Raw genomic sequence first — 11,899 nt, 5'->3', positions numbered from 1 at the left:
CTGCACAAACCATGTTAAGACAGCTCTTCGCTTTTGCACTATTTTTATTTAGCATCAATGTCTTGAGTTGCGAACTTGTTGTACGTGTTGAAGATTACGCTGCACAATCATATCGCGATGAAAACATGCAGTGGCAAGGTATTGATATTGAGATCACTAAGGCTTTACTCAACCAAGCTGGCTGCACTTATCGGTTTATACCTGTTCCCTGGGGGCGAGCTTTAAAAATGCTAGAAATGGGAAAACTCGATGTAATGCTGAGTGTAAGCAAAACCGAAAAACGCACGCAATTCGCACATTTTATCGGCCCTCAACGTATTGAAAAAATCAGAATAGTCAGTAAAGCGAATCCCTCTATCATACTCACTTCGTTGTCCGACGTTTTAAACATATCTTTGCCGCTTGGAATACAAGAAGGCGCCTATTATGGGGAGTCATTTACCAGATTCACCCAATCTTTAAGCACTCCTGATAAATACTTCTTTAAAGTGCCTAATAACGATACGAAACTCTCTCTATTAACTAAAGGCAGGATTTTTGGCTTTCTAGAAGAACAGCTAAATATAGAGTATGAAATTAGACACCAATTAACGCCTAAAGATGTATTCATACACCCAGTCATCGTTAACCAAGCACCTGTTTATTTTGCATTTAGTAAAGCATCTATTTCAAAAGAGCAACTTAACTCGATTGAGCGTGCTTTCAACCACCTTACATTTTTAGGTGTTTTCGAACAAATTTTACTTACCTCGCAAAATTAACTTCCAATCATATAATTTCCCATTTCAAAACGTTCTGAAAATTGGAATAAGGTTTTGCTTTTTAATAACAAAAATTTGCCTTAAAGACTTTTTATATGATGAAAAAGGACTACCCTTAATGTTAGTGCTAATTTTAAATTATCATTTCGAAAAGGAGTGCTTTGACATGGGGCTTTACAATACCTTGGAATATGCCGACTCAAATAATGAAGTTAAAGCAATTTATGACGATATATTTGAACATTTAGGCAATGAGGGGTTAGTCGATTATTTTAAAGTTCTAGGTAATTATAACCCTCATATTTTATCAACCACATGGTCCCTGTTCAAAAATGTACTACTAATAGGCGAATTACCTCGTGCGCTAAAAGAGCTGGTGTTTATCGCTATTTCTAACGAACGTGAGTGTGCTTATTGCACTTCAATTCATTGTGCTATGTGTCGCTACCTAAATATTGATGATGAAACGATTAATCAGGTTTTACAAAAGTCTTCAGACCTAAATCCAAAACGTGTAAAAGTGTCTATAGATTTTGCCGTTAAAATGGCAACAAACAGTGCATTGGTAACTGAACAAGATCATAGAAATTTACTAAATAGTGGTCTTACAAAAAACCAAGTATTTGAACTCATGTCTTTAGCCAGTGTCGTTAATTATTCAAACACATTGGCGCAAGGTATGATGCTCGTAGTTGACGAAGAATTTGCTAACTTACTTAAAGATAACGTAGTAATGTAATTATGAATGGCAGTGTAATTGACTCTTACCAACTATCTTCTTTAATTGAACTTACCAGTAATCTTGCTGACGATAGTATGCATGCAGATCTGTCGTCTCAAAAAATCTTACTCAATGCCGTCAATAAATTACTTTGGACGTTAAACTTTGATTATTGTCTCATGATAGACAATGAAGAACATATAGACTGTTTATATGGTGAAGATGATCGACACCTAAAAGAAACTATTGAATTATTGCCAATAAAAGAACTTAAAAACAATACCGTTGTGCTCATCAACAAAGTTCAGTATTACCTTATTTATCAGGTACTGCCCCTTGAACAAGACAAAACTCATACTCTTGTTTTTTTGCAGCAAGGTCATGCTTTTAATTCTTCCTCCCTTATTATCATTGAGCTTTTTAGCGCAGCGGTAAAACGACTATTGATCACTAAAGCTGAAGAACATAAAAGGCTAAAATTAAAAAATGAAGCTCAAGTATTGTTACGTTCTAACCAGCTCAAGTCAGAGTTTTTAGCCAATATGTCTCATGAACTAAAAACACCAATGAATGGCATTTTAAATCTCGTTCAGTTGTTACAAAGCACTCAACTTGAATCAAATCAGAAAGAAATGTTAGACACAATACATCAGAGTACTGAAAACTTACTCACAGTTGTCACCGATGTTCTAGAATATAGCAAGCTAGAAACGAATAACATTAAGTTACTTTCGAGTCCCTTCTCACTTGAAAAACTAATTCAGAGTATGACGTCTGAATTAGAACATGAAATAAGTTTTAAAAATCTTTCCTTATCTAAACGTATTCAACCTGATTTGCCTGCACAGCTAATCGGAGATGTATTAAGAATAAAGCAACTCTTACATAATTTACTTAATAATGCTGTTAAGTTTACGAAAAATGGCAGTGTATCTATCGCTGTAACTGGTCAATCGCTAAAGAATAATAATTTTGAATTAAAGATAGAAGTTGAAGATACGGGAATCGGCATGACTGAAGATGCACAAACTTGGTTGTTTGAGCCTTTCATTCAGGGTGATGGGTCAACAACTCGGGAATACGGCGGCACAGGTTTAGGTTTAGCTATTTCATCAAAGTTAGCAAAAGCAATGAATGGTGACATTAAAGTTCATAGCAAACTTGGTAAAGGGACTAAATTTGACGTCATACTGCCATTGAAGAAAGTAGCTGATGATAAGATGACGGCCACATCAAGCAGTACACCTCAGAAAAAAGCGACAATCTCAGAGTTACAACCTCACACAATATTAATAGTTGAAGATAACTTAATTAATCAGAAAGTCGCAGGCCTATTACTAGAAAAACTTGGTTATAAATACGATATCGCAGAAAACGGGCAAGTCGCGTTAGATAAATTAGAACAAAAGCATTACACATTTATTTTCATGGACATACAAATGCCTGTAATGAACGGCCATGATGCGACTAAAGAAATTATATTGAGATATAAAAATCAAAGACCTAGCATAGTAGCAATGACAGCGAACACATTTGATGAAGACAAAGAAAAGTGTTTTTCAATCGGAATGGATGACTTCATTGCAAAACCTATCTCAGAGCAAGAAATTATCAGAGTATTGAGTAAGTTTCCTATCAAGTAAAATAATCTGACCGTTTTTTCACTCTTCTTCTAAAAACACAGAAATAATTTATTCATCACTGTAACAATACGTAGATACAAAAAAGCGCCCCCATAGTTCCATATGCAAGGCGCTTATAGTTTCGTGAATGTTTACTTAACTTCAGTGATCACAGTATCAATTAAATGTACCACGCCGTTTGAAGTATAAATATCTGTGGTTGTGACATTTGAACCTTCGATTTGAAGGCCTGATGTTGGTAATTTAACAGCCCACCAAACGTCATTTACACCATCACCTTTCATATCACCTAAGGCCTCGTCTTGGATAAAGGTGTATAAAGGACGACCCAAATAAGCAACTTGCATTGAACCATCAGCTCTCTCTACTAGAGATAAACCTGGTACATTTTCAATGCCATCTGCTGTTGCTGTAACTGGTGGCCAATTTGTTGCACATGTGTCTACACATTGGCTCATTGAATTCTCTAAATCACCGTCGAAAACATAGAGTGTTTTTCCTGCCATTGCAGATCCAGCGGCAGACACTAATGTACCAGTGTTCTTGCTGTAAGTGACTATGTCGTTATCTGTGTTAGATACACCTGCAAAATTCACTAAATTGACTGATAGTTTATTGCCCTGAAGCGTTTCAACCTCAACACCATTAGCTGCAAAAGCATTTAAACTATTCACTCGAGAATTTAACACATGCTGCTTCAATACTGCACTTAGGGCATCTTTATCAGCAAGTAATGCATTAAGTGAGTCTGCAGGGATCTTTTTAAATGCCGCATTAGTCGGTGCGAATACAGTTAGTTTATCGCTAGGGTTATTTAGCGCACCAACTAAATCTGCAGCACTCAATGCCGTCACTAAGGTGGATAGGCTTTCTGTTTCTGTAGCAACTTGAGCTACCGTTTTGTTGAGATCGCCCGTTTCTTTCAATGGCATAATTACTTTGTCTAGAACATGAATTATACCGTTATCTGCCATTACATTAGCCGCTGATATGGCCGCATCATTTATAAATAGTGTAGAGCCTGTTGTTGATAACGCAGCATTTGAACCGTTGGCCATCTCAATTAAACTTTCTTCGCTATTTGCAACTGATATTGCTACGTCTGACATGATTTTTTGTTCAGCAATAACATGAAAAAGTAGAATATCTTTTAGTGTTTCAGGGTCATTTTGCAAAGCATTCAATGTTTCTTGACCTAGCGCTGCGAATGCATCATCTGTGGGAGCAAAAACAGTAAATGTTTTTGTTGGATCTGACACTTCGCTGTCTAGTCCTGTAGCTGTAAGTAAAGACACAAGCGTATCGAAGCTGCCATTTTCAGAAGCTACGTCTGCAATTGTGCCATAACTTTGTGGTAGTGAGATGTCTCCAACAATTACACTGTCAATAACGTGTATAGTACCGTTCGTCGTAACTATATCTTTCGTCACGATTTTAGCGCCGCCAAACATTAAAGAGTCTGTTTCAGTATTAATAGAAATAGACAACTCATTTTCTAATACCGTTTTTGCTGATTTACCATTTAAAGACATGGCTGTCACTGAATCTGCATTTATTGGTAAGACATGTTGTTTTAAAATGTCAGAAAGTACATCAGGGTTTGCCAGTAAAGTATTTATTAATTTGTCGCCCACTGCTGCGAAAGCTGCGTCAGTTGGTGCAAATACTGTGAATGTACTTGAATCATCAGACAATACACTGTCTAATCCTGTACGTTCAAGCGCTGCAATTAAAGTTTCAAAGTTACCCGCAGCTTTTGCAGTCTCTACAATGTTTGCATTTGATTCAGTTGGCGCAGGTGGCATGAGCACTGCATCGATAACATGTATCACACCATTGTCAGCCATAACGTCTGTCGCAGTAACGGTACTGGTGTTGATAAGCAGGTCATCACCCGAAAGTGATAATGCGATATTAGCGCCATTTACTGTTTCAACCGTGTTGCCTGCACTTGATAACGCGGCTTCGGCTGCAACTTTATTCCCCAAAACATGATAAGTAAGAATGCTACTAAGTTTGTCTGGGTCTTGCGCTAATGCGTCCAAAGTTTCTTGACCTAATGCTGCGAAAGCCGCATCAGTCGGAGCAAAAACGGTAAAAGTAGCGTCAGTATTGTCGAGTGTGTCGCCCAAGTTTGTGGCTTCTAATAATGAAACCAAGGTTTTGAAATCTCCACTCGCAACTGCCACGTCATAAACCGAATTGGGTTCTTGAACAGGAGGCTGTATTTCTATTTTATTGTCATCGTCATTACAGCCTGCTAGCAACAATGAAAGACTCAATGCTGCCCCAAGTTTGATTGATTTAACCACCTCTACATTCCTCTTGTGTTTAAAGTTCATACAGAGTTACGGGTGGAAATTTCTAAACGATCAGAAAGTTTTAAATTTATTTAAAGAAAATTAAACAATTGGAGTTCGGAACACTTGGAAGAAATAAAGAGAATATTGCAGAAGTTAACGACATTTAACATTCTGAAAATGCGCGACTTGAAAGTAAGGGGTCCTAGATGCTTTTCAATAAAGTTGATTATCGCCTATTGGCACCTCAAGTGCGTTATCAGATTTGCTTGGGCCTCCCACCATTTCATCATAGGCGCTGGTATGCCTCATAACTTGAGTTTTAGCTTTGACATTTCTTAATTGCTTTTGTAGTGAAATAAAATTATGGCTTTTTAATCTCTGACCTTTTTCATCGGTTATCATAAACTCTTTACCATCAATAACCGCACTCACGTTATATAACGCGAGATCTAGAGAGTGATAAATTACTTTATCTACAAAAAAATATTTTTCTAACTTACTCAATTTCAAACCAACACCTTTTGATGTTTAACTTGCCCAGAATCGATTTCGATATTACGCACAAAATAAAACCTAAGTTCACTATTTATTAATAAAGTTTTAAAAATACGATTTTGACGTATTTTAAAGCCCATTTGTCTATTGTTTTGATACTTTGTCTAAGTGAGTTGTTACTATGTAACACGCAAATAAAATAGAAAAAATAACGAAAAGGACAACAACAATGCCATCAGCCAAATACACACTTTGTGCATTAGCTGTTTTAACTGCTCAAGCACATGCCTCTAAAAGTGAAGAGTGGTTTCTACACAGCAGCATTTCACCAGACGGTAAGCAAATAGCTTTCTCTTATAAAGGTGATATTTATACCGTACCAGCCAAAGGTGGTACTGCCCGCCCTTTAACCCTGCATAGCGATTGGGATGGTCACCCTGTTTGGTCTAATGATGGCAAGCATATCGCCTTTGCAAGCGATAGAAATGGCAATTTAGATGTCTACCTCATGCCATCATCGGGCGGTAAAGCTAAACGTCTGACTTACCATTCAGCCAATGATGTTCCTCAAGATTTTGCAAAAAATGACAAAGCGGTACTTTTCACATCAGCACGCCAAGATTCTAAAGACTCTACGATTTTTCCTACTGCACGATTAACTGAAAGCTATACGGTGTCATTAAACGGCGGCACCCCTAAGATGCTATCAACCATTCCAGCATCTGAATTAAAGTTTTCACCTGATGGCAAGAAAGTACTTTATCGTGATGAAAAAGCTTACGAAAACGAGTTTAGAAAGCACGATGTATCTGCGTTTGCCCGTGATGTTTGGCTACAAGATTTAGTGTCAGGTGAGCATACCCAACTGACAACTTTTGAGGGCGGCGACCACAACCCGGTTTGGGCTAATAATAATACTTACTATTATACGTCTGAAGAAAAGTCGGGCGCATTTAACGTATGGCGCGCTGATTTAGATGGCGACAACAAAAAGCAAATCACTGATTTTGAGCAATTTCCTGTTCGCAGCTTATCTATCAGTGACAATGGTACATTAGCATTTGCACACCATGGCAGTATTTACACGTCAAAAGGTGGCAAGCCTAAGCACGTGAAGATCAATATCGCAAATGACGTGCAAGAAGACGATATGATGACAACCATGCTAGGTGGCAAAATCACCGAATATTCTGTCTCGCCAGATGGTAAAGAAGTGGCATTTGTGGCGCGTGGGGAAGTGTTTGTTGCTAGCACAGAGTTCGGTACGACTCGCGCAATCACCAATACGCCGCAACAAGAACGTTCTGTGTCATTCCATAAAGATGGCAGAACGCTTTTATACGCTGCCGAACGAGGCAATAGCTGGGGCTTATACGAAACGTCGATTGCCGATGAGTCTGAGCCTTATTTCTTTGCGGCGACAAAATTAAAAGAAGAAGTAGTTCACCAAGTAGATACGGATAGCTTCCAACCAATTTACTCACCAGATGGTAAAAAAATTGCGTTTTTATCTGCTCGAGATGAAATTCAGGTTATCGATCGTGAATCGAAAAAAGTAAACATTGCACTGGGTAAGGAACATAACTACTCATATGCAGATGGCGATATCACCTTTGCATGGGCACCAGATAGTTATTGGATGACTGCGGATTTCGCACCAAGAAGTCGACTGTTTGTGACGAATATCGGCGTTTTCCCATCAGACGGTTCACAACAACCTCGCGATATCAGTTTATCGGGTTATAACGATACCTCACCTTCTTGGCATACCGATGGTGAAGCTGTGCTTTGGGCCAGTGCCCGTTATGGCCAACGTGATCACGGTAGTTGGGGCAGAGAATTCGACGTTATGGCCGCTTTCTTAACGCAAGACAGCTATGACCGTTTTAGATTCTCTAAAGAAGAATATGCACTGCATAAAGAGCTTGAGAAAAAAGCCTCAAAAGCAGAAAAGCAAGACGATAAGGGCACTGAAGACAAAGCTGAAAAACTTGAGATTGAGTGGGATAACATCGAACAACGCACAGCGCGCCTGACTGTTCATGCATCTGATCTTGGCCAAGCATATTTAACTAAAGACACCAAAGCACTTTACTACTTTGCACGTTTTGAAAAAGGCTATGATTTATGGCGTCATTCAATTCGCGATAGAAAAACAGAGTTGGTTGCAAAACTAAATGCACGCAGAGCAAGCATGACGTTTAGCAAAGATGAAAAGAACATTGTTATTCTTGCCGACGGCACGCTACGTCAAGGTAAAGTAGGCAACAAAATTGCGCTTAAGCCAATTTCGACCAAGCCTGTGATGCAACTACAAGCAGCTAAAGAGCGTGAATTTATGTTCGATCACAGCTGGCGCATCATTGATGATAAATTCTATCGAGATGATTACCACGGCATCGACTGGGACCAAGTTGGTCAATCTTACCGTGCCAAAGTGGCATCAGTGGGCCATGGCCGTGACTTCGCGAACCTATTTGCTGAAATGACTGGCGAGCTAAATGCATCACATATTGGTTCATCTTATCGCCCTGCACGAAAACCAACGGATGATACTACTGGCCGTTTAGGTTTGTTTTTCAATGATGTAAACCCATTTATGGTTGAAGAGGTATTGGCTAAAGGTCCATTTGATAAAGCCAGCAGCAAGGTAAAACCTGGAGTAACGCTTAAAGCTGTAAACGGCGTTGAATTAAGTGAGTCACAAAACTTATTCAAGTTATTAAACCACACTGCGGGCCAACGTGTACGTTTCACTTTTGCAGATGTTGATGGTGCGCTTTTTGATGAAGTCATCAAACCAACAAACAGCCGCACTGTTAATAACTTACTGTACGATCGCTGGGTGTTATCAAGAGAAGCTCTGGTAGAAGAATTATCGGGCGGTCAACTTGGCTATGTGCATGTGCGTGGCATGAACGATCCAAGCTTTAGAGCCGTGTACTCTCGTCTATTAGGTAAACATTTTGATAAGAAAGCCATTGTTGTTGACACTCGCTTTAATGGCGGCGGCTGGTTACACAACGATCTTGCAAAACTACTGAGTGGCGAAGAGTACTTCACCATGCATGTTCGCGGTCGTCAGTATCACGGCGATCCGCTCGATCAATGGAACAAGCCATCTGTGCTACTTATTAACGAAGGTAACTACAGTGATGCCCACGCATTCTCTTACACTTACGATCAATTGGATTTAGGTGAAATGGTGGGTATGCCGGTACCAGGTACAATGACGGCTGTTTGGTGGGAAATGGGGATTTCAGGCGATTTCCGCGCGGGTGTGCCACAAGTGGGCATTAAGAACACCAAGGGTGAGTACCTAGAAAACAACCAAACCATGCCGGATCACCTTGTTAAGAATGACCCTCAATCAGTTGAGCAAGGTCGTGATAAACAAATCGAAAAAGCAGTTGAAGTTTTACTTAAGAAAGTAGACTAAGCAAAAACTTATGTAATCTGAGCTCAGGTTATCTAGGCCTTAAACATCACTGTTTAAGGCCTTTTCTTTGAATAAGCTATTCGTTTAATGTTCATGCTTACGACTCTGCAAACCCACCTTTTGAGTGAATGACAGTAGTACCGCACTAAACTTATTCATTATTGATTCAGCTTCAATCCCTTAGTAATGCATGTTTAGTTACTTGATTAAGTTCGCTTAATTCAAGAATCTTGTGCTTCTTTACTGCAATAATAACAATAGAGGCAAAGGCTAACTTTCAACTACACATCAATTCAGGAAAACTCATGCTTAGGACTGCTGTATTCATTGCCACTTTATTTGCTCCTCTTTCGTTCGCGAAACAAAATCCATTTAACGAAACTCTCGCCTGCCATACCTCTAATTCAAATCCCGGAATAGCTGTCAGGTTAGAACAATATGGAAAGGTGATTTACAGCGGTGTAGCTGGTCTTGCAAATATACAAAACAAACAACAACTGAAACTTGAGGACGTTTTTCAAATTGGCTCAGTATCAAAACAATTTACTGCCGCAGCCATTTTACAGCTTGCTGAACGCGATAAATTAAAATTATCTAACACGCTTGGAGATTTCATTGAAGGTTTGCCTAAAGACTATGCACAAGTCACCGTTGAACGTGTACTTAGCCATACTTCCGGTTTACCAAACTATAATAATGACCCGAGAATTAGAAATATTTGGCACCAAGAAAGAAGTCTTGATGACATAATCAAAGAGATCACTAAGCAAACTCCGATTGCCAAATCAGGCGAGGTATTTAACTACTCAAACACAGGTTATGTCTTACTCGGCAAAGTCATAGAAGTGGTATCGGGCTTAACTTATGCCGACTATTTAAAAACACATATTTTTAAACCCTTACAAATGAATCACTCATATGTAACTAAACAAGGTGAAGGAAACACTGGCACTATAGGCTATACAAGCCACAATGATTCACCTATCAAAGTAGACAGAAGTTGGATTTATGCCTCAGGTGCAATTACATCAACCCTTGAAGATATGAGTCGTTGGCATCAAGCGCTCGTGAATGGAAAAGTTATCTCTAAACATAATTATCAAAAAATGATAACTCCAACTGTTTTAAATAATGGAGAAACTTCGCCTTACGGATTTGGTCTTTATAATTACCCCATTAGCGGCAAAAAGACCATTAACCACGAAGGCTGGATCCCAGGATTTATGACTTGGTCAATTTACCTGCCAGAGAATGACCTCTATGCTGTGGCATTTAGTAACAATGACGTTAAGCACCCCGGACCGTTAGTGCTAGATATGATTGCTAAGCAATTAAACTTATCACCTGTGCCAGTCACTAACATTAGTAAAGATTTCACTAAAAACCTAGTTGGAAAGTACCAATTTAGTGATCAGCGCGTTATGGCTATTTCTGAAGTAAATAAACAATTTTATGCACAAATTAATGAAGAGCCTAAGCAACGCCTAATCTTAAGAGCTGATAATTCTTTTTCATTTGAATGTACCGAAAATTTCTATAGACTGCGTAAAGAAAATGATGCAGTAACACTAAACCCCATTAGCCTCTATCGGGGTGAAGGTCAGCCTTTGCGCAAAATACTTTAAGGACATCCAAATGAAAACCATAAAAATAACATTACTTGCAGTTTTATTGACTTGTTCATTCACTTCATTCGCAAACTCAGAGGCGGAAGTTGAAGCAGCAAAACTAATGAAAGTCATGGATATGGATAAAGTAATGAATGACTCTATGTCTAATATGGTAGACATACAAATTCAGCAACAACCTACTCTGGCTCCTTTCAAATCCGTAATGATGAAGTTTTTCCAAAAACATATGAGTTGGGAAAGTTTAGAATTCGAGTTCATATATATTTATTCGCAAGCGTTTACTGCTCAAGAATTAAAAGAATTAACGGCTTTTTACGAAACACCGACAGGTAAAAAAACCGTAGAGAAAATGCCTCAGCTTATGGCTCAAGGTGCGCAGATTGGCGCTTCACGTGTTCAGGAGAATATGCAAGAGTTGCAAGCTATGATAAAAGAAGAAGCCGAGAGACTAAAGCAACTATCAGAGCAACAAAATTAACCAACATACTGAGTGGTCATTAATGGGGTTTCTGTAGGAAAGAAAACATAAGGAAAACAATGAATAAAGAATTATTAGTGCATTACATAGCAATTGGCTTGACTGCAGCTATGCTTGTCTTCGGACTGGACGTCTACAATCAAGAAGTGACACTTACTGTACAATATGGTTTAACTTACTGTATATCAGCGCTTGTTGGAACTGTTCTAGCAGCTTTGTATTTCAGTTTAGTTGGTCATAGATTCTACAAACATCAATTCTTAGCAACTGTGATCCCTTGCATACTATTTGCTCTATTGGCAATTAAGCTCGGTCCTGTAATCACAGTACCGCTTCATGACATTACTATAATAATAACTTCATTATTGGTTATTTCTAGTTCGTTTGAGAAGCGAAAGAACTAATTCACGCAAGCAGAAACATGAGAA

9 protein-coding genes are annotated in these 11,899 nt (G+C 38.8%); 7 read left to right on the top strand and 2 right to left on the bottom strand.

The window, feature by feature from the left end; translation table 11 throughout:
- The first annotated feature begins 11 nt into the window (after window positions 1–11).
- The 3 genes from PP2015_RS19065 to PP2015_RS19055 all read left to right on the top strand — a co-directional run bounded on the left by PP2015_RS19065 (window position 12) and on the right by PP2015_RS19055 (window position 3,125).
- Window positions 12–761 carry a substrate-binding periplasmic protein gene (locus tag PP2015_RS19065; RefSeq protein ID WP_058032088.1) on the top strand — a complete coding sequence of 250 codons (750 nt, stop codon included), beginning with the start codon at window positions 12–14 and terminating at the stop codon, window positions 759–761.
- Between the two features lie 166 nt (window positions 762–927).
- The gene (locus tag PP2015_RS19060; RefSeq protein ID WP_058032087.1) at window positions 928–1,500 is read left to right on the top strand and encodes a carboxymuconolactone decarboxylase family protein; all 573 of its coding nucleotides are present in this window, start codon (window positions 928–930) and stop codon (window positions 1,498–1,500) included.
- 2 nt (window positions 1,501–1,502) lie between these two features.
- Window positions 1,503–3,125, top strand: a complete 1,623-nt coding sequence (locus tag PP2015_RS19055) for an ATP-binding protein (protein WP_058032086.1) — start codon at window positions 1,503–1,505, stop codon at window positions 3,123–3,125.
- A gap of 131 nt (window positions 3,126–3,256) precedes the next feature.
- Here the strand turns inward: PP2015_RS19055 and PP2015_RS19050 are convergent, their stop codons facing one another.
- Window positions 3,257–5,437 carry a fasciclin domain-containing protein gene (locus PP2015_RS19050; RefSeq protein ID WP_058032085.1) on the bottom strand — a complete coding sequence of 727 codons (2,181 nt, stop codon included), beginning with the start codon at window positions 5,435–5,437 and terminating at the stop codon, window positions 3,257–3,259.
- Window positions 5,438–5,641: 204 nt separating this feature from the next.
- Window positions 5,642–5,932, bottom strand: coding sequence for a DUF6482 family protein (locus tag PP2015_RS19045; protein ID WP_237113214.1), 291 nt, complete (start codon window positions 5,930–5,932; stop codon window positions 5,642–5,644).
- 220 nt (window positions 5,933–6,152) lie between these two features.
- On the opposite strand from PP2015_RS19045, the gene PP2015_RS19040 reads away from it, so the two are divergent.
- From PP2015_RS19040 to PP2015_RS19025, 4 genes are all read left to right on the top strand, one after another.
- The gene (locus PP2015_RS19040; protein ID WP_058032083.1) at window positions 6,153–9,362 is read left to right on the top strand and encodes a S41 family peptidase; all 3,210 of its coding nucleotides are present in this window, start codon (window positions 6,153–6,155) and stop codon (window positions 9,360–9,362) included.
- A 305-nt stretch (window positions 9,363–9,667) separates the two neighbouring features.
- Entirely contained in the window at window positions 9,668–10,987 is a 1,320-nt protein-coding gene (locus PP2015_RS19035; protein WP_083496688.1) for a serine hydrolase domain-containing protein, read from the top strand.
- Window positions 10,988–10,997: 10 nt separating this feature from the next.
- Complete coding sequence (locus PP2015_RS19030) at window positions 10,998–11,471, top strand: DUF2059 domain-containing protein (RefSeq protein WP_058032081.1); 474 nt, start codon at window positions 10,998–11,000, stop codon at window positions 11,469–11,471.
- A gap of 59 nt (window positions 11,472–11,530) precedes the next feature.
- Window positions 11,531–11,875 carry a hypothetical protein gene (locus tag PP2015_RS19025; RefSeq protein WP_058032080.1) on the top strand — a complete coding sequence of 115 codons (345 nt, stop codon included), beginning with the start codon at window positions 11,531–11,533 and terminating at the stop codon, window positions 11,873–11,875.
- Window positions 11,876–11,899 lie beyond the last annotated feature (24 nt).

The sequence above is a fragment of the Pseudoalteromonas phenolica genome, from assembly GCF_001444405.1.
In the GTDB taxonomy this organism is placed as follows: domain Bacteria; phylum Pseudomonadota; class Gammaproteobacteria; order Enterobacterales; family Alteromonadaceae; genus Pseudoalteromonas; species Pseudoalteromonas phenolica.
The sequence above is the reverse complement of the archived record's forward strand: the minus strand, read 5'-3'. Positions and strand labels throughout refer to the sequence as shown.

What these genes read in the sequence shown, in the direction of transcription:
- PP2015_RS19065 (WP_058032088.1), top strand. Translation starts at nt 12, where the DNA reads ATGTTAAGACAGCTCTTCGCTTTTGCACTATTTTTATTTAGCATCAAT.
- PP2015_RS19060 (WP_058032087.1), top strand. Translation starts at nt 928, where the DNA reads ATGGGGCTTTACAATACCTTGGAATATGCCGACTCAAATAATGAAGTT.
- PP2015_RS19055 (WP_058032086.1), top strand. Translation starts at nt 1,503, where the DNA reads ATGAATGGCAGTGTAATTGACTCTTACCAACTATCTTCTTTAATTGAA.
- PP2015_RS19040 (WP_058032083.1), top strand. Translation starts at nt 6,153, where the DNA reads ATGCCATCAGCCAAATACACACTTTGTGCATTAGCTGTTTTAACTGCT.
- PP2015_RS19035 (WP_083496688.1), top strand. Translation starts at nt 9,668, where the DNA reads ATGCTTAGGACTGCTGTATTCATTGCCACTTTATTTGCTCCTCTTTCG.
- PP2015_RS19030 (WP_058032081.1), top strand. Translation starts at nt 10,998, where the DNA reads ATGAAAACCATAAAAATAACATTACTTGCAGTTTTATTGACTTGTTCA.
- PP2015_RS19025 (WP_058032080.1), top strand. Translation starts at nt 11,531, where the DNA reads ATGAATAAAGAATTATTAGTGCATTACATAGCAATTGGCTTGACTGCA.